Origin of the sequence: Paenibacillus humicus NBRC 102415, assembly GCF_004000905.1 — a bacterium.
GTDB lineage: Bacteria > Bacillota > Bacilli > Paenibacillales > Paenibacillaceae > Paenibacillus_O > Paenibacillus_O humicus.
In genome coordinates, this window is record NZ_BIMD01000009.1 from 66,489 (window position 1) to 92,120 (window position 25,632).

Sequence of the window (25,632 nt, forward strand, 5' to 3'; positions counted from 1 at the left end):
CCCAGCTTGACAGCTGGGGCCGCCGTCGATATACTCAGTTCAACAGTTGGATGCTGCTGCTGAGCAGCCATAGAGTGTAAACGCTGTGAACAGGAACAGTAGGAACGTCCGGGAAGGGCATGCCCGAGAGGGATGCCGGCAGAGAGCTGCGGGGAGGTGCGACGCAGCCGATGGACGTCTGAAGCTCTCCTGGGAGCGGAATGCCTGAACGGTCACGAAGCCGGACGCCCTTGAGGCGGAGAGGCTTCGGACGCGGCCTCAGGGCATTACGGCTGGCCCCGTCATCGGCTTTGCGATTCAACGCCGTCCGGACGGCGCTGAATCGCAATCAAGGGGACGCCGTTCATGGCGGCGTCAACGAGAGTGGTACCGCGCGGGCATAGCCTGTCGTCTCTTGCATAGAGACGGCAGGCTTTTTGGCATCCATCTGGCAGGGCAAATCAATCGACAACTTAACTTGAATAGGTTCAAACGCTAGGATCAGGAGCAGTAGGACCGGTCCGGAACCTTCAGAGAGCTGCGGCAAGGTGCGACGCAGCCGAAGGGCCGATCCGAACTCGCCTGGGAGCGGAATCGGGGAGGGCAAGGCCGCTGCGGCCGAGCCGGTACCCGGTTACGGCTGTCCCCCGTCATCGGGATGCCGCCTGCGGCTGGACTTCGTCATGGAGTTCGGCGCGCGGGCGAGCATGAGCGGGTCCGCTCCTGCCGCTGCGCCTGATCTGGCTGCCGCGGCAAGGACGGGCAACAAGAGTGGTACCGCGGCGAGGCCTTTTTTTCAGCCCGCCGTCTCTTGCGGAAGACAGAACGATAGGTTCTTTCTTCCGCGAGGGACGGCGGGCTTTTTGCATGTCGACCAAACCAAATTCGGAGGGATTCCAAATGATGAACGCAGCCGGAAACAGAACGATCCATATATTCGATACGACGTTGAGAGACGGGGAGCAATCGCCGGGAGCCGCGATCGCTCCGGAGAAGAAGATCATCATCGCCCGGCAGCTGGCGAAGCTTGGCGTCGACATCATCGAGCCGGGCTTCCCGGTATCCAGTCCCGGCGAATTCGCCGCCGTCCAGCAGATCTCGAGGGAGCTGCAGCAGGTGGAGATCGCGGGCTTCGCGCGCGCGGTGCGCGGCGACATCGATGCGGCCGTCAAGGCGACCGCCGATGCCGCAAGGCGCCGTCTGCATATCTTCATCAGCTCCTCGGACATCCACCTGCAGCATCAGCTGCGGATGACGAGGGAGCAGGTCGTCGCCCGAACCCGGGAGGTGCTGGCGTACGGCAAGCAGTTCGTCGAGGAGATTGAATTTTCGGCGATGGATGCGACCCGCACGGATCTGGCTTTTCTGACCGAGCTGGTCGAAGCGGCGATCGAGTCCGGCGCCACCATTATCAATCTGCCGGATACGCTCGGATATGCGCTTCCCGAAGAGATCACCAAGATGTTCACCGCTGTACGGCAGGGGGCAAGAGGCGGAGAGGGCGTCCGCTACAGCGCCCATTGCCATGACGACCTCGGCCTCGCGGCAGCGAACAGCCTGGCGGCGATTCGGGCCGGCGCTTCCCAGGTAGAGGTGACCGTGAACGGAATCGGCGAGCGGGCCGGCAACTGCTCCGTCGAGGAGCTGGCGATGATTTTGGACACGAGGGGTCCGGTCATTGGAGTCGGCACGAACATCAATCGCGCGGAAATTTTCGAGACTTCCCGCGTCGTCAGCCGGATGATGCATTTTCCGATCGCGTTCAACAAGCCGATCGTCGGCCGCAACGCCTTCCAGCATGAATCGGGCATCCATCAGGACGGCCTGCTCAAAAATCGGAACACCTATGAAATCATGGATCCCGAGACGATGGGCATTCCGCGCAGCATGATCGTGCTCGGCAAGCATTCCGGACGGCATGCCATCAAGCACCGGCTTGCGGAATTCGGCATCGAGCTGGACAGCGGGCAGCTGGAGCAGGTGTACGAGGCGTTCAAGGCCAAGGCAGACGCCCAGAAAATCGTCACCGACGAGCAGCTGATCCGGATCGCCGGAGAGCAGACCGAAACCCAGCCGGATCCGTATGTGCTTGTCGATCTGCAGGTGCTGGCAGGCAGCCAGCGCACGCGCATGGCGACGGTCACGCTGAGGGAGCAGGACGGCCGCGAGCATACGTACACGTCGGCTGGACACGGCCCTCTGGAAGCCGTTATCGCCTGCATCCGCCAAGGCATTCCCGCCGCCTCGGAGCTGGAGGACCTGGAGCTGCATTCCCTCTCTACAGGCGAGGATGCCCATGGAGAAGCCGTCGTCTCTGTCCTGATGGACGGCGAGCGTTATCGCGGCACGGCGGTTCATGACGACATCGTCCTGGCGGCGGCGCAGGCTTACGTCTCGGCATGCAATGCAGCCGTGATGAGCCGGGTCGGAGCGGGGAGAAAACAAGCCGGCGTGAATTAGCCTCGGAATCGATCCGCGGTCAGAAGCGGAAGAAATGGGGAAGGCAGGACGGCTATGCCTGCCTTCCGGCTGCTGAAAGATGTGGCCCACTGCTTTGTGGACATGTGCATTGCAGATAATTCCTTGCTGGACAAACGCTGTGCAGAAAATGGGGACATTTTTTTCATAGCAGCCTTGTGGACAATGTGGATAATGAGGATAATTTTTTTGGAGCTCCGTTCTTGTTTCATTGCCGATCCAGAGATCCAAGTGCAATGCGGCGTCTGAATTGAATTCCAATACAGAATTGCCTGACAACTTATTCAGGGCTGTGGATAACGCTGTGCATAACTGAAAGCGGCAGCCGAAAATGGACGAAGGCCCTCTTCCCGGCCCCTTGCGGGCTCAGGCGGAGGGCCTTCTATTTGAGTTGCTTGCGCCTCATGCGGCTTACCGGCATGCCGGTTCCTGATGTACGGAGCTTGCTGCCTCCGTGTCTATGATTGACCCATTCAACCGGGTGATCGGCGCTTGGCCCGGGAGAACGACTGCATTCCTGCTTCTTTTCCATCTGCAACTGCTTGTTTGGTCCTGCTCTCTACGTACTGCGCATTCCAAAACAACGGAAGCCCTACCTCTCTTCCGTCCTTGCGGCTCCAATGACCGCGCCAGCGTGAATCAGAATTGCTTTAAGGCCAGTCTCATCAAAAGGGAAACAAGAAACGGCGGAATCGGGGGTTATGATCGATTCCTAAAGAAGGGGAATAGGCGGGTTAATCAATGGGACTTATTATACGCCTGAATTGAATGATTTGCAAGCGTTGGACTGAAACTAATTTCATACATGCTCAAACATGCCCACGCAAAAGAACCCTTCGGCTCCAGGGCGGAAAGGTTCTTTTGCGGATAAGGATGGAAGGAACCTGCATATCGCCGCCCGGCTTTCGCTCAGGCAAGAAGTCCTTCCCACTCCTCGTACGCCGCCTGCAGGCGGACCCGGACGGCGTCCAGGCTGGATTGCACTTCCTGAAGGCGGATATAGTCCTGGTAAACTTCAGGATCCGCCAGCCGCTCCTCGTGGCGTTCGGAATCGGCTTCCAGCGAGGCGATGTCGGCTTCGAGCTGCTCGATCCTGCGCTGCCGCGCCCGCTCGTCGCGGCGAGCCTGCTTGTCGGCCTCGTAAGAGGAGGCGCTGCCGGCCGGAGCCGTTGAGCCGCCTTCCGCAGAGGCGCCGGATGCGGGGCGCGCAGCCTCGCGGGCTTCGAGCAGGAGCTCTGCGATCTCCTTCTTTTTCTCCATCATGTCGTCGTAGTTCCCGAGGTAGTCGACCGTGCCGGACGGTGTCATCTCCACCATGCGTTCCGCGATTTTGTTCAGGAAATACCGGTCATGGGAGATGAACAGGAGCGTGCCCTCATAGTCGAGCAGCGCCGATTCGAGCACTTCCTTGCTGAATAGATCCAAATGGTTGGTCGGCTCGTCCAAGATAAGGACATTCGCCTGCTGAAGCATCAGCTTGGCAAGCGCGACGCGCGCCTTCTCTCCGCCGCTGAGGGAGCCGACCCGCTTTTTGACGTCGTCTCCGCTGAACAGGAAGTTGCCGAGGATCGTCCGGATCCGGGCTTCCTCCACGCCGGGAAAGGCGCTCCATACCTCTTCAAGGACGGTATTGGTCCCGCTGAGCTCCGTCTGCTCCTGATCGTAGTAGCCGAGCTTCACATGGGTGCCCCACCGGACCGTTCCGGCGAGCACCTCCTGCTTGCCCATCAGCGCCTTGAGCAGGGTCGACTTGCCGATGCCGTTCGGGCCGACGAGGGCGACGGTCTCCCCTCGCTCGAGGCGCAGCGTGACGTCGCGGAAGACCGGCTCGACGCTGTCTCCGAAGCCGACGGACAAATCCAGCGCCTCCAGCACGTCGCGCCCCGTCGCGCGCTCGATCTCGAAGCGGAAGCTGGCCCGCTTGAGATCGCCCGCGGGGCGGTCGATCCTCTCCATGCGGTCGAGCGCCTTGCGGCGGCTCTGCGCGCGCTTGGTCGTGGATGCCCGCACGATGTTGCGGCGGACGAATTCTTCCATGCGGGCGATTTCGTCCTGCTGCTTCTCGTACTGCTTCATGGCCGATTCGTATTCCGCCGCCTTGAGATCGACATAGCGGGAGTAATTGCCCGCATAACGCCGGGCTTGATGCCGCTCGATCTCGATGATCGTGCCGACCGTGGCATCCAGGAAGTAGCGGTCATGGGAGACGATGAGAATGGCGCCCGAATAGCTGCGCAAATAATCCTCCAGCCAGGTCAGCGTCGCGATGTCCAGATGGTTGGTCGGCTCGTCCAGCAGCAGCAGGTCGGGGGCTTGCAGCAGAATCCGGGCCAGCGCGAGACGGGTTTTCTGTCCTCCGCTCAGCGTCGAGACCGGCGTGGCGGGATCCGTATCCCCGAAACCCATGCCGTGCAGCACGCTTTTGATGCGGGTCTCCATCTCGAAGCCGCCTTGATCCCGGTACCAGTCGGATCTGCGGGCGTAGCGCTCGAGGGTGTCGTTGTATTTTTTTTCATCCCTGTGAAGGGAAGGATCGGCGATTTCATGCTCCAGCCTGCGCAGCTCCTGCTCGGCTTCCACGAGATGGGCGAAAACCAGACGCATCTCCTCGTCGATGCTCTTGCCCGACTGCAGGCCGCTGTTCTGGGCGAGGTAGCCGATGCGGGTTTCCTTGGCGCGATGAATGACGCCGCTGTCGGCCGATTGGACGCCGGCCAGAATCTGGAGCAGGGTGGACTTGCCGGCGCCGTTCACCCCGACAAGTCCGATGCGCTCGCGCTCCTGGATCTGCAGGGAGATGCGGGAGAGTATGGTTGTGATGCCGTAGCTTTTGGTCAGATCGTTTACTTGCAGCAGCATAGAACCCTAGTTCCTTTCAATCGTTCTTCTTCTATTAAGAATAACGCAATTGACCGCCATAATCGACCCTTATTGGCGAAACAAAGGTCTCAGTGGTAAACTATAGACAATTATGACCAAGAGCCTGCGAGGGGTTACTTCGAACGATGGGCAATCATCCGGACGACAAATCATCGGTAAGAGCACGTCTTCTTCACATTCGGGATTCCGCCTCTCCCGAAGCAAGGATGGCCGCATCCGCGGCTGCATGCCACCGAGCGGCCCAATGGCTGCAGGGAAGCGGCTGCGCAAGCTTGGCGGCCTATGCGGCTTTCCGCTCCGAGCTGGATCTGTCGCCGCTGATCGAATGGGCCTGGCGAGCCGGAATCGATGTCCTCGTTCCCCGCGCGTCGCTGCCGGACCGGTCGATGACGCTGCATCGCCTTGCTTCCTGGGAGGAGCTGAAGCCCGGAGCCTACGGAATCCTGGAGCCCGACCCGGCCGTCGCGCCGGCGCTGCCGGAAGGATTTCTGCCGGATGCGGTGCTGGTGCCGGGATCCGGCTTCGACGGCAAGGGGGGCCGGCTCGGCTACGGCGGCGGTTATTACGACCGCTACCGCCTCAAGCTCGAGCATGCTGCCCGGTCGGCCGGGAGAGAGCCGCCTCCATGGATCGGCATCGGGTTCGCGTTCCAGATCGTCGATGCCGTACCGATGGAGCCGCATGACGCCAAGCTGGACGGCCTCATTACGGAAGAGGGCATGCAATGGTTCGCCCGTCAGGCTTGACGGCGGATAACGATAGTTGAAGGGAGCTGGGGAAGCGGATGGCGACTGCAGATGACAGGCTGCCTGCTGGCGTGGATGGCGGCGAGGCGGACAGCCTGAGCCATTTCAATGGACAGGGACGGGCCCGGATGGTGGATGTGACGGGCAAGGAGACGACGTCGAGAACGGCTGCGGCGCGGACAACCGTGCAGATGGCGGAGGATACGCTGGCCAGGATCAAATCCGGCGGCATCTCCAAGGGGGATGTGCTGGCCGTGGCTCAAGTGGCCGGAATCATGGCGGCCAAGAACACGTCGTCATGGATTCCGATGTGCCATCCGCTCCCGCTCACGGGCATAGACATCGCCTTCTCGGATAATGGCGAGGACAAGCTCTACATCCAGGCGACAGTGAAGACCAAAGGCGTGACCGGAGTGGAAATGGAAGCTCTTACGGCGGTATCCGCCGCTGCGCTGACCGTGTACGACATGTGCAAGGCGATGCAAAAGGATATGGTGATCGGTCCGACCGAGCTTGTATCCAAGTCAGGCGGCAAAAACGGGGATTTCATGCGGGGATAAGAACGGCGACAGGGGACGGGAGGAACGTCAGATGCGATGGAAGGTAGCGGTTCTCACAGCAAGCGACAAGGGCTTCAGGGGAGAGCGGGAGGACACGAGCGCGCAGGTCATCCGCGAGCTGGTCGAGGAGGAGCTGCACGGGGATATCGTGGATTACCGGATCGTGCCCGACGAGCAGGACGAAATCATGGCGGCCATGATCGAAATGACGGATTATTATCAGGCCGACCTGGTGCTTACGACCGGAGGCACAGGGCTTGGACCGCGGGATGTGACGCCGGAGGCGACGCTCAAGGTCGTCGAGAGGCTGGTTCCCGGCATATCGGAAGTGATGCGCAGCAGCACGATGTCGCGTACACGCAAGGCGATGCTCTCTCGCGGCGTCAGCGGCGTCCGGGGCCGGACGCTGGTCATCAATCTGCCGGGCAATCCCAAGGGCGTCCATGAATGCCTGATGGCGGTCATCGACCAGCTGCCTCATGCTCTCGGCATCGTATCGGGCCGGGAAGGGGAGCATGAAGGGTGACCATGAAAACCAAGCTGCGCGAAGTGCCTGTCGAGCATGCGCTCGGCCTCCGGCTGGCCCATGATTTGACGCGAATCGTTCCCGGAAGCTTCAAGGGCAGGCTGTTCAAGAAAGGCCATGTCATTGAAGCAGCCGATATACCGGCCCTGCTGGATATCGGCAAAGCCCATATCTATGTCATGGAGCTGGCCGAGGACGAGCTGCACGAGGACGATGCGGCACTGAGGATGGCCAAGGCTCTACAAGGAGATGGAACGCAGCTCGGCGAGCCGCACGAGGGCAAGGTTGCGGTCAAGTCCTCGATGCAGGGGCTCGCCAAGATCGACTCCGACTATGTGAACGCGGTCAACGCCCTCGGCGATATCGCCCTTGCCACGATCAGCAGCAACCGCCTTGTCGAAGCGGGCGGACAGCTCGCGGCGACGCGCGTCATTCCGCTCGTTGTATCCCAAACCAAGATCGAGGCCGTGGAAAGCCTCGCCGCCGAATATCGTTCCGCTACCGGCAGGGCTCCTATCGAGGTGAAGCCGCTTCGTCCGATGACGGCCGGACTGATCACGACGGGCGGAGAAGTGCACAGCGGACGGATCCAGGACCGGTTCGGGCCGGCGGTCCGGGCGAAGCTGGAGGCGCTCGGCTCGGCGGTTGCCGAGCAGGCGATCATGCCGGATGACAAGGACGCCATTGCAAGGAAAATCCTTGAGTACAAAAATAAAGAGTATGATATGATACTGCTTACAGGCGGCATGTCCGTCGACCCCGACGACCGCACGCCAGGCGCCATCAGATCGGCCGGCACCGACATCGTCAGCTACGGGACGCCGATGCTGCCGGGATCGATGCTGCTCATCGGCTATCTAGGCGGGACGCCTGTGCTGGGCCTTCCGGGCTGCGTCATGCACGACCCCTATACGTCGTTCGATGTGCTGCTTCCCCGGATATTGGCCGGGGAGAAGATCGTCAAAGAGGATATTGCCGCGATGGGCTACGGCGGCCTTTACGGCTGCTGAAGCTTCCGCGGCGCGCATTACCGATTGTCTTCAGCATCCTTCCCTTCAGGCACGATGGCTCCTGGAAGGAAGGATGACTGGAGACGCCAGACATCCAGCGAGATTCTCGCGAAATCCAGAGGAGGAATCATTCATCATGTTTAGTGGAATTGGAGCTACAGGCTTCCTGCTGCTCGCCGTTATCGCTCTCCTGCTGTTCGGACCCAACAAGCTCCCGGAGCTTGGCCGCGCTTTCGGCCGCACGCTGAAGGAATTCAAGGCCGGCGCCCGCGATCTGATGGAAGACGACAATCAGCAGCAGCCTGCGCGCCGCGACGCTGCGTCGCGCATCGAAGTAGACGGAGAGGTCGAGCCTGTCCGCGCGGATTCGAAGCGTCTTCCGGAATAACCGGCGGACAGCCGGAATGATTCAACTTGTACATGTAAGGAGGATCGCGTATGGCCAGCCCCACGGGGAATAAGGCAGGGCAGCGCACGCGGCTGCGGGAAGAAGGCCTGATGTCCCTCATGGACCATCTGGGAGAGCTGCGCAAGCGGATCTTCGTGATTTTGCTGGTGCTCATAGCGGGATTGATACTTGGCCTCTTTTTCGCCGAACCGATGTACAACTACTTGACGTCCACGGAACAGGCCAAGGAGATCGGAGGCTTCCATACCTTCTCCCTCTGGGACGGCATCGGAATCTATATGAAGTTCGCTTTCATCATCGCGCTCGTTCCGGCGGTTCCGGTCGCTTTCTTCCAGCTCTGGTCCTTTGTCAAGCCGGCTCTTCGCGTGCATGAGCAGCGGGCCGCGCTCCGGTACGTTCCCTACGCGCTGTTCATGCTGCTGCTCGGCTTGGCGTTCTCCTATTACGTCGTGTTCCCGATGGCTTTCCACTTCACCTCCAAGGTCGCCCGAAGCCTTGGACTTGAAGAAACGTACGGCATCGTGCAGTATCTGACGTTCATGGTCAACATCATCGTGCCGATATCGCTTCTGTTCGAGCTGCCGCTCCTGCTCATGTTCCTGACCGCGATCCGGATTCTGACGCCGGGCGGCCTGCGGAAGATGAGGAGAGTCGCCTACTTCATCATGGTGTTCATCGGCGTCACGGTCACTCCGCCCGATGTCGTCTCGGACACGCTGGTGGCGATACCTCTCATCCTGCTCTACGAGCTGAGCATCCTGATGTGCGCCCGGATCTACAAGCGCCAGCAGGAGAAGGATGCGCGGTTCGAGCAGGATTACGCCGTCGCTGCAAGCAAATAGAAAGCATGCATCAAGCCTGCCCATGCGGCAGGCTTTTTTTGCTGCCTGCCGTCCGGAACGTCATAAAACGGACATGAATCGGACAAGATGGAGAGGGTATGAGCATTGACTTTGCCCCAGTCAAGCCTGATAAATAGGCGTTTCAAGCCATATGAGACCGATCCATGTCCAATATTTGATCAAAAAGTGAAAAATATTTGAACATATTTAGGCGGAATGTGGTATAGTATAGATATGAAACCACTTACAACTTTGAACGGGATGTGACATTCATGGCCAAGATGATTTCTGTCAAGCCAATCGAGCAAAGCAAAACCGCGGTCGATCGTCTCTTCCAATTCATGAATATAATGGCTTGGACCTGCTTGTTGATCGGCGTTGTAGCTTGCCTGTGGGACATCACCCACTTCAGCGACACGAATATGACCCTTATGGTCGGCATCGGATTCCTTATCGGCAGCGTCTTCATCTACACCTCCGGAGCGGCGCTTCATCTCGTCTCGGAGAAGCTTGAAGCACTCGACGATTCCTCCAACAAATGACGTTCTATCCCCTCTGTTAGCCGTCGGCCCAGCCGGCGGCTATTTTGTTTGGATGAGAAGGGATGTAAACTTCACATAAAATCGATGCCTCCCACTTGAAATCCGGTCCCAAGTTGAGTATCATAAAACTTGTTATTAGCACTAAGGCCTTATGAGTGCTAACAAAATACGACAAATTCTAATTAAGGAGGCTATTTTTTCATGATCAGACCTTTGGGTGAACGCGTATTGGTAGAACCGATCGCTAAAGAAGAGACTACCGCCAGCGGTATCGTGCTGCCGGACACGGCGAAAGAAAAGCCGCAAGAAGGCAAAATCGTCGCTGTAGGAAGCGGTGCGCTTAAGGATGGCGTGCGCGTTGAGCTGGAAGTGAAAGTCGGCGACCGTGTTCTGTTCTCCAAATATGCGGGAACGGAGATCAAATACGAGGGCAAAGAGTATTTGATTATGAAAGAAAGCGACATCCACGCGATCTTCGGCTAAGGCTTCTTGCAGCGAAGCTTCGCCATACATCGGATTTTCATACTTAGAGGATTCCATCCACAACTATATACCGGGAGGTAATGGACGATGGCAAAAGAAATCAAGTTCAGCGAAGACGCACGCCGCGGCATGCTGCGCGGAGTCGACGCTCTTGCAAATGCAGTTAAAGTAACGCTCGGTCCTAAAGGCCGCAATGTGGTGCTCGAGAAGAAATTCGGAAGCCCGCTGATCACGAACGACGGCGTATCCATCGCCAAAGAAATCGAACTGGAAGACCCGTTCGAAAATGCCGGCGCCCAGCTGGTCAAAGAAGTCGCAACGAAAACGAACGACGTTGCCGGCGACGGCACGACGACCGCTACGGTTCTGGCTCAAGCGATCATCCGCGAAGGTCTCAAAAACGTAACGGCCGGCGCGAACCCGATCGTTCTGCGCAAAGGCATCGAGAAAGCTGTCCGCGCTGCCGTGGAAGAGCTTAAAAATATTTCCAAGCCGATCGAAGGCAAGCATTCCATCGCACAGGTTGCGGCCATCTCCTCCGGCGACGACGAAGTCGGCCAGCTGATCGCTGAAGCGATGGAAAAAGTCGGCAACGACGGCGTCATCACGGTTGAAGAATCCAAAGGCTTCTACACGGAGCTCGAAGTGGTAGAAGGCATGCAGTTCGACCGCGGCTACGTATCTCCATACATGATCACGGATACGGACAAGATGGAAGCTGTCCTCGACAGCCCGTACATCCTAATCACCGACAAAAAAATCTCCAACATCCAGGAGATCCTGCCTGTTCTGGAGAAAGTCGTTCAATCCGGCAAGCAGCTGCTGATCATCGCTGAAGACGTCGAAGGCGAAGCTCAAGCTACGCTTATCGTCAACCGCCTGCGCGGCACCTTCACTTGCGTAGCCGTCAAAGCTCCTGGCTTCGGAGACCGCCGCAAAGCGATGCTGGGCGATATCGCCGCTCTGACGGGCGGCCAAGTAATCACCGAAGAGCTCGGCCTGGACCTCAAGTCCACGACGGTCGAGCAGCTCGGCTCCGCTCGCCAAATCCGCGTAACCAAAGAAAACACGATCATCGTTGACGGCGCCGGCGACAAAACCGACATCGATGTGCGCGTGAAGCAGATCCGCACGCAGCTGGAAGAAACGACTTCCGACTTCGACCGCGAGAAGCTGCAGGAGCGTCTGGCCAAGCTGTCCGGCGGCGTTGCAGTCATCAAAGTCGGAGCAGCGACCGAAACGGAACTCAAAGAGCGCAAGCTGCGCATTGAGGACGCCCTGAACTCCACGCGTGCAGCTGTGGAAGAGGGCATCGTATCCGGCGGCGGCACGGCACTCGTGAACGTGTACGGAGCTGTTGCAGCTCTGGACGTGACGGGCGAAGAGAAAACCGGCGTCAACATCATCCTGCGCGCTCTCGAAGAGCCGGTCCGCACGATCGCGACCAATGCAGGCGTCGAAGGCTCCGTCATCGTCGAGCGCCTGAAAAAAGAAGCGATCGGCATCGGCTACAACGCCGCTACCGGCGACTGGGTGAACATGTTCGAAGCCGGCATCGTCGACCCGACGAAGGTAACGCGTTCCGCGCTGCAGAACGCCGCTTCCGTAGCGGCTGTCGTTCTGACGACCGAAGCGGTTGTCGTCGACAAACCGGAAAAAGACAAACCGGCTATGCCTGACATGGGCGGAATGGGCGGAATGGGCGGCATGATGTAAGTGCCGGGCCGCCAAGCCTGATCCAGCAAGGAAAAAGGGACCCTCCGGGGTCCCTTTTTTGTTCTTTTGACCACTCCATGACTACGATCGATTTAGGGTGCGGCTGCGCGTTTGAGAATCCGGGATTATTCCTGTAACATGCATAGTAATCGAATTGTTGAAACTTTAATGAAGGAAGATGCCAATGCCTCCTAAAATCGTGAATTCCGTCACTGAGCTGATCGGAGATACCCCGGCAGTCAGGCTCAATCGGCTCGTCGGTCCCGAGGACGCCGAGGTGTACGTGAAGCTGGAAAAGTTCAATCCGAGCGGAAGCGTGAAGGACCGGGCCGCCGCCAATATGATGCTGCAAGCGGAGAAGGACGGTCTCCTGAAGCCGGGGGGGACGATCATCGAGCCGACCAGCGGCAACACGGGCATCGGCATCGCCATGAATGCGGCGGCGAGAGGATACAAGTCCATTCTCGTCATGCCGGACAATATGAGCAAGGAGAGGATCGGCATCCTGCGGGCTTACGGAGCCGAGGTCGTGCTGACGCCGGCAGCGGAGAGGATGCCGGGAGCGATCCGCAAGGCGAAGGAGATGGCTGCAGGAATTGAAGGCAGCTACATTCCCCTTCAATTTGAAAATCCCGCCAATCCAGATGCGCATCGGGGAACGACGGCGCTGGAGATCATGGAGCAGATGGAAGGGCGAATGGATGTGTTCGTCGCCTCCAGCGGCACCGGAGGAACGATTACCGGAACGGGAGAAGAGCTTCGCAAGCTGCTGCCGGCATTGCGCATTCTTGTCGTGGAGCCGCAGGGTTCCCCCGTCCTGTCGGGCGGCGAGCCCGGACCCCATAAGCTGGTCGGTACGAGTCCAGGCTTCGTGCCTCCGATTCTGAATACAGATGTCTACGACGACATCGTGCAGGTCGAGGACGATGCGGCCATTTCCGCATGCAGGGAGCTTGCGGCCAAGGAAGGCATCCTGCTCGGTCCATCGGGAGGAGCCTCCGTCTGGGCGGCGGTTCAGGAAGCGCGCCGCATCGGCAAGGACAAGCGCATTCTTTGCATCGCGCCTGACAGCGGAGAGAGATATCTCAGCATGGACATTTTTTGATTCCAGACTCTTGGATGGGCAGGAGCGAGTGCAGCAGCATCCCTGAACACAACAAAAAGTCTGCCCGTCAAAGGCAGACTTTTTGTGCATCTTCATAATCAAGAACCGGTCCGTACGTCTCCCAGCATAGCCGTCGGGCGGGTTCTGCGGAGCGGGGAGCGGCTGTAGCGGAACTCGCCCGCGCCGATGACAGTCAGGTTGTCATCGCTGCCCTCGATGGAGGATCCGTCCGCGACATAAGCGCCCTCGCCGATGATGGCGCGGTGAATGCTCACATTGCGGCCGATTCTCGCCCCCGGCATGATGATGCTGTCCGTCACCGTGCTGCCCTCTCCGATCTGGACGCTGTGGAAGAGGATGGACCCCTCCACATCTCCTTGAATCCGGCAGCCCCGCTGGACGATGGAATTGCTTACTTCCCCTTTGCCTTCCACATAGATGGCCGGGCTTACCGACAGGGATGGGGTATACATCGGCCATTCGGGACGGTTGAGGTCGATCGTGCCTTGGAGCAGATCCATATGGGCTTCCCACAGGCTTCCCGGCGTACCGACATCTTTCCAGTAGCCTTTGAATGGGAAGGCGATGATTTTCTCCTCCGAGGCCAGAAGGGAAGGGATGATGTCCTTGCCGAAATCATGGGAAGAATCGGCGCGCATGGCATCCAGAATGAGCGCTTCGCGCAGATCGGCCCACCGGAAAATATAAACGCCCATCGAGGCCAGATTGCTCTGAGGCTTGGCCGGCTTTTCTTCAAAGGACGTAATGTTCAGCCGCTCATCCGTATTCATGAGGCCAAAGCGGGAAGCCTCTGCCCAAGGAACCTCTTTGACGGCGATCGTCGCGGCCGCGCCGCGGGCTTTATGGAAGCTGAGCATTTCCTTATAGTCCATTTGGTAGATATGGTCGCCGGAGATGACGAGCAGATGCTCCGGTTGATGGGAATCGATGAAATCGATGTGCTGGAAAATGGCGTCTGCCGTTCCCTTGTAGCCGGTCTTTTGATCCTCGGAATTAAGGATCGTGATGTCCGTGTTGTCCCAAGCGGAGCCGTCGCCAACGTGGCCGCTGATGGATTGCTTCATATATTGAGCGAGGATGCCCACGCTGCCGATTCCGGAGTTAACGCAATTGCTCAGCGGGAAATCGATGATGCGGTAGCGGCCGCCAAAATGAACAGCCGGCTTCGCCAGCCGGTTCGTCAGCGGCGCCAGCCGTTTGCCTTCTCCTCCCGCGAGGAGCATTGCCATGCATTCGTTGTTAACATTCATCTGTGTTACCTCCGTTGTCTCGTTCGAATTCTTTATACGGTATAAGTAAACGGCCTGAAAATCTTTGAAACCAAGATGAGAAAATTCCAATGATATCCTTTTCCCTAGATTTTCCGCAGGCATTTTAATCTGTAGAGAGTCGGAATGGCCGCCTCGGCGTCGCCAAGCGGAATGTTTCACGAGCATCGGGGCAGGGGTACTAACCTGTAAGCTTGAACGCCCTGCCACGGCGGGGCCGAACCGACAACTATACCATTTGGAGGGATACACCATGAAACCAAGCATTCAAGTTGTAGAAAGCGGAATGGACGCAATGTCGGCAGTACGCGAGCTCAATCGACGCGGATATGACAAGGACGAGATTTATGTGCTTGCCCACGATAAAGACCAGACGGATCGCCTGGCCGAAAATTCACAAGCCAACAGCATCGGCATGCAGGAGGAAGGCGTCTTCGATTCCATGGCGAATATGTTCCGCTCCCGCGGCGATGCGCTGCGCTCCAAGCTGGAGTCGGTAGGTTTGACCGAAATGGAAGCCGAGCGCTATGAGGAAGTTCTTGACCAAGGCAAAATCCTGGTCATCGCCAAGCCTCACTGAGATGCCCCCGAAGCTTGGACGTCCGGCTGGATCGATTCGATCCGGCCGGGCGTTTTTTTGTGCCTTCGGAACGGAATCCGTTATACTGGAAGGGTTTAAAGACGATTAGCGGAAGAGGATGGGGAGAAAATGGAAGAACAAGTCACTCCTGTACCGGTCGTCGTTCTGGCCGGATTTCTGGGCAGCGGCAAAACGAGCTTGCTGACACGCCTGCTGGACGGCTGCCGGGAAGCCGGCATCAAGCCGGCAGTCGTTCTCAACGAGCTGGGAGACCTTCATCTGGAGGGGGCGAGATTCGATTCCGGCGTTCCGCTCAAGGAAATGCTGAACGGCTGCATCTGCTGCACGATGAAAGGCGATCTGGCCGGAGAGCTGGTCCTGCTGGCGAGGAGGGAGAGGCCCGGTGTCATTCTCATCGAAGCTACCGGAGCTGCGAATCCGCTGGAGCTGGTGGAAGGCGTAATGGACGCCGCCTTGCACGAATCGCTCTACCTGTCCGCTGTCGTCACTGTCGTCGACGGCCCGGGCGTGCTTCGCCTCAAGGGGAGCCGGCGTACGATGAAGCTGATGGAGGACGGAATCCGCTGCGCCACGAAGCTGGTGCTGAACAAAGCCGATCTGCTCCATCCCGAGGAGCTGGTCGAGGTTCAGCAGCGGATTCGGGAGCTCAATTCCCATGCTTCGCTCGTCACCGTCCGGCATGGCCGCGCAGAGGCGGAATGGATCGAGGGCGTGCTGTCCGCTGATCCCGGAGCTGCCCTGAGGCCCGAGGAGGTCGCCGCTAGGACCGATGGGGGAACAGGGGATGCATCCGCTGCCAGGAAGGAAGAAAGCCATGCCCATGCCCACGAGCATCTGATGGCAGTGACTTATTATCCGCAGCGGCCTTATGACAGCATGGACTTCGAAAGCATGCTCCAGACGCTGCCCGACAACGTGTACCGGGCGAAAGGAATCGTCACATTCGCCGACACGGCGAGCCGGTACCATTTTCAATTCGCGTACAGGGAGACGGATTTCATTCCTCTGTCTCCGGCCGAGAGCATGCGCGACGCCATCGTGTTCATCGGAGAGCATTTCTCGCGAGGCGAAGTGCTGGAGCGGCTTGCCGTTCTGGAGGCGGGGCATACGGATCAAGCCGAATAAAGACGACCTCCAGCCTGCCGGCTTCCGGCAGGCTGATTTGCTGTTTCGCGCGCTGAGTCCGCTGGTTAATGGATACTATTGGATCAGCAGCATGTGGAAAGGGAGGAAGCAATGTGAAAAAGACGATCCTTACAGCTTCGGTTGCCTGCCTGTTTCTGGTTATAGGAATGGCGATTTCCTTGACCCGCCCCGTCGCATCCTTGCCGTCTGCCGCCGCGCCGGCCAAGGGGACGGAGACGGCAGCAGGCCAGCCTGCTCCTCCCGCTGTCATTGCTTTGCTGAAAGAGGAATCCGCTTCCTCGACAAATGCCGTTCCGGGGACGATGGACTTCGGCACGATCAACGGAGTCCGCTTGACCGACGACAAGGAGCAGATCGTCTCCGAGCTTGGACTTCCGCTCGAAGCGGCTCAGGATGAGCTTCTCGCCGAGCAGACGCGCTGGACTTATCCCGACATGAACATCGCTTTCACAGGTACGGAAGTGGATTATGTAAGCGTGCCTTCCTCGAACCGGTCGGTTCGGGTAGGGGATGAGGAGCTTCCGGTCACCTTGGAAGGCTGGGTAGGCCGGTATGGAGAGCCTCAGTACAAGGCCGAGGATGGCGTCGGATATGTGGATGCCAACGGTTTTGCCGCCAAGCTGTTCCTGAATCAGAAGACGGGCCAAGTTCTATCCGTCGACTTCTTCTGGGCGGACATGGAGTAGAGGAATAACCGCGGATGAAAAAAACATAGATTTCTGTCGAAAAGGTGGTTCAATTTCATTTCGGCAGGGTAAAGAATAGAAAACTTTGATCCAACGTCCGGTCGCAACCCTTGAGGGAGGCGGCCGATTCGTGTGTTGGCCAGGAAATGCTGCCAATACGTCGAGAGAGGATGACTCCCGGCTCTATTATTTGTACAATTGTATTCATAGAGTGAATGGATTCATAGAGGATTCATAGAGAATTCATAGAGGGAAAGATTAAGGTTCTCACATATACAGCTCATCCACTATTACTTCAGAGGGGATCCGGTGATCGGCTGACATGAAAATACGGACAAAAGTTCAACTGGGGTTTGTCATCCTGCTCGCCATCATGATTGTCCTGGGCGGCGCGGGAATTCGCAATCTGTTCAATCTCAGCAATCAGCTGAACGAGATCTACGATCAGAGATACACCAAGGTGGCCACCACGACGAGCATGCGCGGCAACGTGAACAACATGGCCAAGTATATGGTGAATATCTTGACCGTGCCTACCAAGGAAACGGTCGACCGCAACCGAGACAGCATTGAAAAGAACAAAGAATCGGTCCAGGCCGCCCTTAAAAAGCTGGAAGGCATTGCCTCATCCGAATCCGAATTTCAGATGCTGGACAAGATGGAAGCCGGAACATCCGACTTCTTCTCGTATGTCGACCGGGCGATGAAGCTCGTAGAGTCCGGCAACGGAGCGGGAGCCGTCGCCCTGCGGGAAAGCGAAGGCCTCCGCTATCAGGAGACGCTCGTCAATAATGCCGACGAGATGGCCGCTTATCATCAGCGCGCCTTGGACCAGCTGGTCGAACAGACGCGCAACGATAACGAGGCGACGACCAATATCATGGTTGCCGTGACGATTGCGGGCGTCCTGCTCGGCCTGTTCATCATTATCTGGAATACAAAGACGCTCAACCGCGGCTTCCGGTTCCTCTCCTCCGCGATTGTCGGGTTCTCTCGAGGAGAATCGACCCGGGAGACGCGCCTGGATGCGATGGTCCAAGAGGGCGAGTTCAAGGAGGTAGCGGACTCCTTCTACAAGCTCGCGGACGATCTGGATGAAAAGACGCAGGCGGAGAAAATATACAACCAGATGATGCAGGATCAGACCTGGCTTAAAACGAGCCTGGCCAACGTCATCGTTGGCGTTCAGAGCATCACGGAGCTGGAGAACCTGGCGGAGAAATTCATTTCCTCCGTCGCCCCTCTTACGGGAGCGACCTATGGAGCTCTCTATATCCGCGATCATCTCGGTGAAGGCAGAACCTTCACGCTGCGTGCTTCTTATGCAGGGACGGAGGGTCTGCAAGCGGCTTCCTCCTTCCGGTTCGGAGAAGGACTCGTGGGCCAAATCGCGGCGGACAACAAGTCGATGCATCTGACCGAGGTGCCGGAAGGATATCTCAACATCCGCTCGGGCATCGGGCAGACGCAGATCCGGGAGCTCTATCTGCTGCCGGTCCATTATCAGCATTCCGTCGTGGCTGTGCTTGAGCTCGGCAGCCTGCAGTCGTTCACAAGCCTGCACCACGAGCTGCTGGAGCAGATCGGCGAGTCTGCCGGCATGGTGCTTCACAACCTGTTCGGAAGGATCCGGATCGAGGAGCTTCTGCGCGAATCGCAGACGATGAGCGAAGAGCTCCAATCCCAATCCGAAGAGCTGATCAGCCAGCAGGAAGAGCTGCGCAGCTCCAACGACCGTCTCGAAGAGCAGACGAGGGCGCTCAAGGCTTCCGAGGAGCAGCTGCAGAGCCAGCAGGAAGAGCTGGAGCAGACGAACGAGGAGCTGCTGCAGAAAACCCATTTGCTGGAGCTGCAGATGAAGGAAACGAAAAAGCACAGCCAGCAGATCGAGCAGACGAGGGACGCGCTCGAGAAGCAGACGGTCCAGCTCGGCCTCGCTTCCAAGTACAAGTCCGAGTTCCTGGCCAACATGTCGCATGAGCTGCGGACTCCGCTCAACAGCCTGCTTATTCTGTCCCAAATGCTGTCGGACAACAAGGACGGAAATCTAACCCAGAAGCAGATCGAGTTCGCAACGACCATTCATACTTCGGGCAGCGATCTGCTCAAGCTGATCGACGAAATTCTCGACCTGTCCAAGATCGGCGCAGGCAAGATGGACGTCGTCACCGAACATGTTCCTTTGCGGGATCTGGAGCAGTATGCCGTACGCAGCTTCCAGCCGGTCAGCATCCAGAAGGAGCTGCCGTTCCTTACGGAGACGGAGGAGGACGTGCCGGCGGAAATGTTCACGGACAGCCACCGGGTCAAGCAGATCCTGCGCAATCTGCTGTCCAATGCGTTCAAGTTCACGACTCAGGGCTCCATCAGCATGCGGATCCGCAAATCCACCCCGGCCGAGATGCCGGAAGGCGCCCAGGGCAGCTGGATTTCGTTCGAAGTCAAGGACACGGGCATCGGAATTCCCGAGGACAAGCAGGCGATCATCTTTGAAGCCTTCCAGCAGGTCGACGGGACGACAAGCCGCAAATACGGCGGTACCGGACTTGGCCTCGCGATCAGCCGGGATCTGGCCAGACTGCTTGGCGGAGACATCCATCTGACGAGCAAGCCGGGAGAGGGAAGCACCTTCGTGCTCACGCTTCCGGAATTCCATCTCGTCAAAATGAACGACGGATCCGACTTCGAAGTCTCAAGAAGCTCGTTCAGCGGCATGGACGAAGCGGCGGCGGCGCTTCCGTCGCCGGTCATCCCGGCGGAACGGAAGCCGAAGCCCGAGCTTGCCCGCCATGCGTTCGATGTGGAAGACGACCTCAAGGAATTGAAGGAAGGGGATAAAGTCGTCCTCATCGTCGAGGATGACGTCGCTTTCGCCAAAGTTCTCGTCGATATCGCCCGCTCGCGAGGCTTCAAGGCCATCGTTGCCGGACAGGGAGACAAGGGCCTGTCCTATGCAAGAACGTACCTTCCGGATGCGATTCTCCTGGATATCCAAATGCCGGTCATGGACGGCTGGTCCGTTCTCCATCATCTGAAAAACGATTCCAACACTCGCCATATTCCGGTCCATCTGATCTCGGTTATCGACGAGGTCCAGCAGGGTCTCGCGCTCGGAGCGATCGCCTATCTCAAGAAGCCGGTCTCCAAGGAGCATCTCGACAATCTGTTTACGCAGATCGGATTGTTCATGGAGCGCAATATGAAGCGTCTGCTCGTTGTGGAGGACGACGAGATCCAGCGTCACGCCATCGAAGAGCTGATCGGCCATGACGATCTGGTCATTACGGGAGTATCGTCCGGACGCGAGGCGCTCAAGGAGCTGAGCGAGCATCACTACGACTGCATGGTCCTCGATCTCGGCCTGCCGGACATTACCGGCTTCGAGCTGCTGGACCAGATCAGGCGCAACGAAGAGCTGCATGATCTGCCGATCATCATCTACACCGGCCGCGACCTGGAGAAGCGCGAGGAAATGATGCTCAAGAAATACGCCGAGACGATTATCGTGAAGGACGTCAAGTCGCCGGAGCGGCTGCTTGACGAGACGACGCTTTTCCTGCACCGGGTCGAAGCCGAGCTGCCGGAAGACAAGCGCAACGTGCTGCGCAAGCTTCACAGCGTGGAGACCATTTTCGAAAACAGGGACGTTCTCATCGTCGACGACGATATCCGCAACGTGTTCGCCTTGTCCAATGTCCTTGAAGGGTATAAGATGAACATTACCTATGCCGAGAACGGCCGGGAGGCTATCGAGCAGATCGAGAAAAATCCCGATCTTGATCTCGTGCTCATGGACATCATGATGCCGGAAATGGACGGGTACGAAGCGATGAGGCTCATCCGAGCCGACTCCCGCTACGACAAGCTGCCGATCATTGCCGTCACCGCCAAGGCGATGAAAGGCGATCGGGACAAATGCATTGAAGCCGGGGCCAGCGATTACATCGCCAAGCCGGTCAACGTTGATCAACTTCTTTCACTAATGAGGGTGTGGTTGTATAAATAGCGTCAAACCTCGTCCGAGCGACTCGGACGAAAGAGAACAGTTGGAGATCGAGATGCTGCTCGTGGCCATGTTCAAGCTCTACGGCTATGATTTCAGGAACTATGCCTATGCCTCGATCCGTAGGAGAATATGGCATCGGGTGCATGCGGAACGGCTGACGACGATCACGTCGCTGACGGACCGGGTGATCCACGACCGTGGCTGCATGGAAAGGCTTCTGTCGGATCTCACGATCCATGTCACCGAGATGTTCCGCGATCCGGAAGTGTTCAAGTCGTTCCGCAAAAATGTCGTTCCGCTGCTCAAGACGTATCCGTTCATCCGGATCTGGCATGCCGGCTGCTCGACCGGCGAAGAAGTCTATTCGATGGCGATTCTGCTTCATGAGGAAGGGCTTTACGACCGCACGAGAATCTACGCCACGGATATGAGCTCGACCGTTCTCGATGTAGCGAGGCAGGGCGTATTCCCGATTGAGCGGATGCAGCAGTATACGCGCAATTACCAGGACGGCGGCGGCAAGGAGTCGTTCTCGGACTACTACACGGCCAAGTACGAATCGGTTATTTTCCAAAGCTTCCTGAAGAAAAATATCGTTTTTGCCCAGCACAATCTCGTCACGGACGGCTCCTTCAACGAATTTCATGTCATCCTGTGCCGCAATGTCATGATCTACTTCAACAAGGATCTCCAGAACCATGTGCATGGGCTGCTCTACGACAGTCTCAGCATGTTCGGCGTGCTGCTGCTGGGAACCAAGGAAAGCATCAACTTCACCCGGCATGCGGATCAGTTCGATGAGCTGGACCTGATCAACCGGATCTACCGCAAAGTCAAGTAAAGCCACAGACAAGGGAGGGGGGAAACCATGATCTCTTATGACGGGCCTATCAATATCCTGCTGGTCGATGACTACCCCGAAAATTTGCTGGCTATCGAAGCCGTCCTTGGCGATCTCAACTACAATCTCGTCAAATGCCTTTCCGGCGAGGAGGCGCTGCGGGCGCTTCTCAAGGATGATTTTGCCGTCATCGTCATGGATGTCCAGATGCCCGGGATGGATGGTTTCGAAACCGCTCGAATGATCAAATCCAGGGATAAGACCAAGGAGATACCGATCATTTTCGTGTCGGCGACGAGCAAGGAAGCCCAGCATATGTTCGCCGGCTACGCCGTCGGCGCGATCGATTATATGCTGAAGCCCTTCGTTCCCCAAATTTTCCGTTCCAAGATCGAAGGCTTTGTCCGGATGTACGTCGGCAACAAAACCTTGCAGCAGCAAGCCGTCCTGCTTCAGCAGCAGACGCAGGAGCTGGAGCGCATGAACAAGGAGCTGATGCGCACGGCCTACCAGCTGACCAAGTCGGAAGCCGTCAAAAGCGTCATCAGCTCGACTTCGATGGATACGATGATTACGTTTGACAAGAACGGAACCATTTTGACGGTGAATCCGTCGGTCTATCCGATGTTCGGGTACCGGGAAAAAGAAGTCGTCGGCAAGCAGGTCGATGAGCTTATCCCGGGAATATGCGTCAGGCAGCTGGATCTCATGGGCGAAGCCGCGATGGACGGAATCTCTTCCGGGCGCCTGATCGAAGTCATGCCGCGCCGCAAGGACGCCAGTGTCTTCCATGCCGAGATCAAGCTCGGCAGCACGCTGGTGGATGAGGAAGTCATCTTCGCCTGCACGGTCAGCGACATCAGCGAGCGCAAGAAATCGGAGGAGGAAATTCTAGCGGCCAAGGAAGCAGCGGAGGTGGCCGACAGAGCCAAAACGGAGTTCCTGGCGATGGTGAGCCACGAGATTCGAACGCCTATGAACGGCATTCTCGGCATGACCAATCTTCTCATGGAGACGGAACTGAACGAGGAGCAGAAGGATTTTGCCGAGATCATCCTGAAGAGCGGCGACAGCCTGCTCAGCGTCATCAACGACATTCTGGACTACGCCAAGATCGAAGCCGGCAAGCTGGAACTTGAGATGGTTCCTTTTGATCTGAAGAGCTGCGTGGACGAATCGCTGGATCTGTTCATCGCCAAGTCGCGCGAGAGCAATCTCGATATCCTCTGTTCGATATCCCCGGATTTGCCGGAGTATCTGTACGGGGACGTAACCAAGCTGCGCCAGATTCTGATGAACCTGATCAGCAATGCGATCAAATTCACGCATGAAGGGCATATTGATGTCGACGTTCGCCTTGCCGAGGATTCGCCCGACGATGCCGAGCGCCAGGAAGAGGGCATCGTTGTCCAGTTCAGAGTGAGCGATACCGGGGTAGGCATTCCGGAGGATAAGCTCCCCCTCCTGTTCCAGCCGTTCTCCCAGCTGGACTCCTCCATGACCCGCAAGTACGGAGGAACCGGACTAGGCTTAGCCATCTGCAAAAATCTGGTGGAGCTGATGGGCGGGACGATCGAAGCGTGCGCCAATGAGCCCAAAGGAGCCTGCTTCACCTTCACCGTCCGCCTCAAGCAGATGGAGGAATGTTATCCGGCTTTGGAGGGAGATCCAGCCGAAGACCACCCGCTGCCCGGCTCACGTCCATGGGAAGCCCCTCCTCATTCGGATTCCTTTTCCTTCTCCGCCATGCTGAGCGAGACCTATACCGAGACTACTGCGGCCAGCGAGACGAGCGCAGCCAGCCGCCTTGTCCTGAAGGCCAACGTCCTGCCATTCACGCTCGGCACTGGAGATCGCGGCGTGCCGGCGCCGAGCGAGCGTTCCCGGGTTCTCGTCGTCGAGGACAACGACGTGAACCAGAAGCTGATCCTCAAGCTGCTCGATCGTCTCGGCATCGAAGCGGATGTGGCGGAGAACGGGGAAGCGGCCGTGGCGATGGCAAAAAACCGATTCTATGATATGATCTTCATGGATATGAAAATGCCGGTCATGGACGGACTTGAGGCGACAAGGCTCATCAACGGAGACGCGCGTGCCGGCAAGCAGCCGGTCATCGTGGCGATGACCGCCAACGTGCTGCCGGGAGACAGGCAGCGCTGTCTGGAAGCCGGGATGACCGATTATATCAGCAAGCCGATCCGGCTGGAGATGCTTGAAGCGATTATCGGCCGGTATCTGGATTATGACTGGACCATGGGCAGGCAGTCCACGCATTGATGTGGGCTGCTTTTTGCATGTCCGGGCCGGGAAGGCTTGCCAAGGAGACAACAGCGATTGGCGACCCGTTCCGACCGCAGGTCATCTATTTTTCACCACGCTTTTAGAAATGAAGCGGAAAGGGGCTTCGAGCCGTGCTGTCCAATCGTTATATCCGCTCTACCTACCTGACACCTCCGAGGGTGCTTGCGGGCGGATTTCTTTCTCTGATCGTGCTTGGCACGATTCTTCTCGCTACCCCTGCCGCTTCGGCTGACGGGGTGCGGATTCCTGTACTGGATGCTCTGTTCACGGCGACTTCGGCTACATGCGTGACGGGGCTCACCATTATGAACACAGGCACCGAATATTCCTTGTTCGGACAAATCGTGCTGCTCGTGCTGTTCCAGCTAGGAGGGACGGGCTTCATGACGGCCGCTACCTGGTTTGCCCTGGCGTTCGGCCGCAAAATATCGCTCCGTGACCGCCTCGTGCTCAAGGAGTCCCTCAATCAGACGGAAATGAGCGGAATCGTCCAGCTCGTTATAAGGATCTTTTTGTTCTCCGCCGCTATCGAAGGGGTCGGAGCGCTGCTGTACACGTTCATCTGGATGGACTCCATGCCGCTGTCCAAAGCGGCCTACTTCGGCGTATTCCACGCGGTTTCCGTGTTCAACAATGCCGGTTTCGAAATTATCGGGGGCTGGAGCCAGTTCGTCAGCGATCCCGCGATCAATCTGATTACGATGACGCTTATTTTCTTCGGCAGCATCGGTTTCATTGTCATGGCGGATCTGATCCGGTTTCCCGAGAGGCGCAAAATCTCCTTGCACAGCAAGGTCGTGTTGTGGGCTTCTGTCGTCCTCACATTGGGCGGCGCCATTCTTTTCTTTATCTTTGAATTTACGAATACAAGGAGCTTCGGCCATCTGGGGCTGAACGGCAAGATCTGGGCCAGCTTTTTTCAATCATTCAGCTTGCGCTCGGCAGGAATCAATACGGTGCCGATCGAGGAGCTCCGTCAGGCGACCCAGCTTCTGATGATCATCCTTATGTTCATCGGAGCCGCGCCGGGCTCTACAGGAGGAGGGATCAAGCTGACCACCTTCGTCGTGCTGCTTGCCGGCATCCATGCGATTTTGCGCGGCCGCGAGGATGCGGTGATCTTCCGGTACCGGATTGCAGCCAAGGAGCTGTATCGGGCCATCACGGTCACGCTCATGGGGGTCATCATTATCGTCGCCTCCACGATGATCCTGACGACCGTGGAGAATGCTTCCTTCCTCGTTCTTCTCTTTGAGGCCGTGTCGGCGTTCGGCACGGTCGGGTTCAGCCTTGGAGCCACCTTTGATCTTACCCCTGTCGGCAAAGGGGTCATCATTTTCCTGATGTTTGCCGGCAGGCTCGGGCTGTTAACCTTGGCGTTCGCGATCCGCTCCAAATCCAAAAAAGAACCGTTCCGATATCCGGAGGGCCGGATCATTATCGGCTGAGAGCAGCCCCGCATTTTTGAGGCCACTGAAAAAGTAGT

The 25,632-nt window shown here is 57.8% G+C and carries 21 protein-coding genes; 18 read left to right on the plus strand and 3 right to left on the minus strand.

Annotation, left to right across the window (positions count from 1 at the left end; translation table 11 throughout):
• Positions 1-613: 613 nt before the first annotated feature.
• A complete protein-coding gene (locus tag PHU01S_RS26870; RefSeq protein ID WP_281279744.1) occupies positions 614-748 on the minus strand; it encodes a hypothetical protein in 135 nt (44 codons plus the stop codon).
• Between the two features lie 134 nt (positions 749-882).
• Between PHU01S_RS26870 and PHU01S_RS08555 the strand changes: the two genes are divergently transcribed.
• Positions 883-2,439 (plus strand): 2-isopropylmalate synthase, encoded by a 1,557-nt coding sequence (locus tag PHU01S_RS08555; protein ID WP_048748663.1) that lies wholly within the window; start codon positions 883-885, stop codon positions 2,437-2,439.
• Positions 2,440-3,366: 927 nt separating this feature from the next.
• Here PHU01S_RS08555 and PHU01S_RS08560 read toward each other — a convergent pair.
• Positions 3,367-5,316, minus strand: a complete 1,950-nt coding sequence (locus PHU01S_RS08560) for an ABC-F family ATP-binding cassette domain-containing protein (protein ID WP_049869273.1) — start codon at positions 5,314-5,316, stop codon at positions 3,367-3,369.
• Positions 5,317-5,462: 146 nt separating this feature from the next.
• On the opposite strand from PHU01S_RS08560, the gene PHU01S_RS08565 reads away from it, so the two are divergent.
• The 10 genes from PHU01S_RS08565 (at position 5,463) to cysK (ending at position 13,276) form a co-directional block, all read left to right on the plus strand.
• The gene (locus PHU01S_RS08565) at positions 5,463-6,083 is read left to right on the plus strand and encodes a 5-formyltetrahydrofolate cyclo-ligase (protein ID WP_021878816.1); all 621 of its coding nucleotides are present in this window, start codon (positions 5,463-5,465) and stop codon (positions 6,081-6,083) included.
• Between the two features lie 38 nt (positions 6,084-6,121).
• On the plus strand, positions 6,122-6,643 hold the full coding sequence (moaC, locus tag PHU01S_RS08570; RefSeq protein WP_049869274.1) for a cyclic pyranopterin monophosphate synthase MoaC: 522 nt from the start codon (positions 6,122-6,124) through the stop codon (positions 6,641-6,643).
• A gap of 31 nt (positions 6,644-6,674) precedes the next feature.
• On the plus strand, positions 6,675-7,169 hold the full coding sequence (locus tag PHU01S_RS08575) for a MogA/MoaB family molybdenum cofactor biosynthesis protein (protein WP_048748657.1): 495 nt from the start codon (positions 6,675-6,677) through the stop codon (positions 7,167-7,169).
• A gap of 2 nt (positions 7,170-7,171) precedes the next feature.
• On the plus strand, positions 7,172-8,179 hold the full coding sequence (locus PHU01S_RS08580) for a molybdopterin-binding protein (RefSeq protein WP_048748656.1): 1,008 nt from the start codon (positions 7,172-7,174) through the stop codon (positions 8,177-8,179).
• Between the two features lie 136 nt (positions 8,180-8,315).
• Entirely contained in the window at positions 8,316-8,567 is a 252-nt protein-coding gene (locus tag PHU01S_RS08585; protein ID WP_048748655.1) for a twin-arginine translocase TatA/TatE family subunit, read from the plus strand.
• Positions 8,568-8,617: 50 nt separating this feature from the next.
• Positions 8,618-9,430 carry a twin-arginine translocase subunit TatC gene (gene tatC / locus PHU01S_RS08590; protein WP_174806344.1) on the plus strand — a complete coding sequence of 271 codons (813 nt, stop codon included), beginning with the start codon at positions 8,618-8,620 and terminating at the stop codon, positions 9,428-9,430.
• A 272-nt stretch (positions 9,431-9,702) separates the two neighbouring features.
• The gene (locus PHU01S_RS08595; RefSeq protein ID WP_021878820.1) at positions 9,703-9,972 is read left to right on the plus strand and encodes a hypothetical protein; all 270 of its coding nucleotides are present in this window, start codon (positions 9,703-9,705) and stop codon (positions 9,970-9,972) included.
• A 201-nt stretch (positions 9,973-10,173) separates the two neighbouring features.
• Positions 10,174-10,455 (plus strand): co-chaperone GroES, encoded by a 282-nt coding sequence (gene groES / locus PHU01S_RS08600; protein ID WP_021878821.1) that lies wholly within the window; start codon positions 10,174-10,176, stop codon positions 10,453-10,455.
• Positions 10,456-10,542: 87 nt separating this feature from the next.
• Positions 10,543-12,171, plus strand: a complete 1,629-nt coding sequence (gene groL, locus PHU01S_RS08605) for a chaperonin GroEL (protein ID WP_021878822.1) — start codon at positions 10,543-10,545, stop codon at positions 12,169-12,171.
• Between the two features lie 184 nt (positions 12,172-12,355).
• Complete coding sequence (gene cysK / locus PHU01S_RS08610; protein WP_127507147.1) at positions 12,356-13,276, plus strand: cysteine synthase A; 921 nt, start codon at positions 12,356-12,358, stop codon at positions 13,274-13,276.
• Between the two features lie 98 nt (positions 13,277-13,374).
• Here cysK and PHU01S_RS08615 read toward each other — a convergent pair whose 3' ends face one another.
• Complete coding sequence (locus tag PHU01S_RS08615; protein ID WP_048745850.1) at positions 13,375-14,547, minus strand: glucose-1-phosphate adenylyltransferase; 1,173 nt, start codon at positions 14,545-14,547, stop codon at positions 13,375-13,377.
• A gap of 271 nt (positions 14,548-14,818) precedes the next feature.
• On the opposite strand from PHU01S_RS08615, the gene PHU01S_RS08620 reads away from it, so the two are divergent.
• From PHU01S_RS08620 to PHU01S_RS08650, 7 genes are all read left to right on the plus strand, one after another.
• Entirely contained in the window at positions 14,819-15,145 is a 327-nt protein-coding gene (locus PHU01S_RS08620; RefSeq protein ID WP_021877218.1) for a YflT domain-containing protein, read from the plus strand.
• Between the two features lie 129 nt (positions 15,146-15,274).
• On the plus strand, positions 15,275-16,291 hold the full coding sequence (locus PHU01S_RS08625) for a CobW family GTP-binding protein (RefSeq protein WP_048745848.1): 1,017 nt from the start codon (positions 15,275-15,277) through the stop codon (positions 16,289-16,291).
• Between the two features lie 113 nt (positions 16,292-16,404).
• Positions 16,405-16,998, plus strand: a complete 594-nt coding sequence (locus tag PHU01S_RS08630; protein ID WP_049869279.1) for a hypothetical protein — start codon at positions 16,405-16,407, stop codon at positions 16,996-16,998.
• 322 nt (positions 16,999-17,320) lie between these two features.
• On the plus strand, positions 17,321-21,004 hold the full coding sequence (locus PHU01S_RS08635; protein WP_048745847.1) for a response regulator: 3,684 nt from the start codon (positions 17,321-17,323) through the stop codon (positions 21,002-21,004).
• A 52-nt stretch (positions 21,005-21,056) separates the two neighbouring features.
• Positions 21,057-21,845 (plus strand): CheR family methyltransferase, encoded by a 789-nt coding sequence (locus PHU01S_RS08640; protein WP_083436370.1) that lies wholly within the window; start codon positions 21,057-21,059, stop codon positions 21,843-21,845.
• 27 nt (positions 21,846-21,872) lie between these two features.
• On the plus strand, positions 21,873-24,122 hold the full coding sequence (locus PHU01S_RS08645) for a response regulator (RefSeq protein WP_021877223.1): 2,250 nt from the start codon (positions 21,873-21,875) through the stop codon (positions 24,120-24,122).
• 134 nt (positions 24,123-24,256) lie between these two features.
• Positions 24,257-25,594, plus strand: coding sequence for a TrkH family potassium uptake protein (locus PHU01S_RS08650; RefSeq protein WP_021877224.1), 1,338 nt, complete (start codon positions 24,257-24,259; stop codon positions 25,592-25,594).
• Positions 25,595-25,632 lie beyond the last annotated feature (38 nt).

Coding starts and splice junctions, on each gene's coding strand:
- PHU01S_RS08555 (WP_048748663.1), top strand. CDS start 883: ATGAACGCAGCCGGAAACAGAACGATCCATATATTCGATACGACGTTG.
- PHU01S_RS08560 (WP_049869273.1), bottom strand. CDS start 5,316: ATGCTGCTGCAAGTAAACGATCTGACCAAAAGCTACGGCATCACAACC.
- PHU01S_RS08565 (WP_021878816.1), top strand. CDS start 5,463: ATGGGCAATCATCCGGACGACAAATCATCGGTAAGAGCACGTCTTCTT.
- moaC (WP_049869274.1), top strand. CDS start 6,122: ATGGCGACTGCAGATGACAGGCTGCCTGCTGGCGTGGATGGCGGCGAG.
- PHU01S_RS08575 (WP_048748657.1), top strand. CDS start 6,675: ATGCGATGGAAGGTAGCGGTTCTCACAGCAAGCGACAAGGGCTTCAGG.
- PHU01S_RS08580 (WP_048748656.1), top strand. CDS start 7,172: ATGAAAACCAAGCTGCGCGAAGTGCCTGTCGAGCATGCGCTCGGCCTC.
- PHU01S_RS08585 (WP_048748655.1), top strand. CDS start 8,316: ATGTTTAGTGGAATTGGAGCTACAGGCTTCCTGCTGCTCGCCGTTATC.
- tatC (WP_174806344.1), top strand. CDS start 8,618: ATGGCCAGCCCCACGGGGAATAAGGCAGGGCAGCGCACGCGGCTGCGG.
- PHU01S_RS08595 (WP_021878820.1), top strand. CDS start 9,703: ATGGCCAAGATGATTTCTGTCAAGCCAATCGAGCAAAGCAAAACCGCG.
- groES (WP_021878821.1), top strand. CDS start 10,174: ATGATCAGACCTTTGGGTGAACGCGTATTGGTAGAACCGATCGCTAAA.
- groL (WP_021878822.1), top strand. CDS start 10,543: ATGGCAAAAGAAATCAAGTTCAGCGAAGACGCACGCCGCGGCATGCTG.
- cysK (WP_127507147.1), top strand. CDS start 12,356: ATGCCTCCTAAAATCGTGAATTCCGTCACTGAGCTGATCGGAGATACC.
- PHU01S_RS08615 (WP_048745850.1), bottom strand. CDS start 14,547: ATGAATGTTAACAACGAATGCATGGCAATGCTCCTCGCGGGAGGAGAA.
- PHU01S_RS08620 (WP_021877218.1), top strand. CDS start 14,819: ATGAAACCAAGCATTCAAGTTGTAGAAAGCGGAATGGACGCAATGTCG.
- PHU01S_RS08625 (WP_048745848.1), top strand. CDS start 15,275: ATGGAAGAACAAGTCACTCCTGTACCGGTCGTCGTTCTGGCCGGATTT.
- PHU01S_RS08635 (WP_048745847.1), top strand. CDS start 17,321: ATGAAAATACGGACAAAAGTTCAACTGGGGTTTGTCATCCTGCTCGCC.
- PHU01S_RS08640 (WP_083436370.1), top strand. CDS start 21,057: ATGCTGCTCGTGGCCATGTTCAAGCTCTACGGCTATGATTTCAGGAAC.
- PHU01S_RS08645 (WP_021877223.1), top strand. CDS start 21,873: ATGATCTCTTATGACGGGCCTATCAATATCCTGCTGGTCGATGACTAC.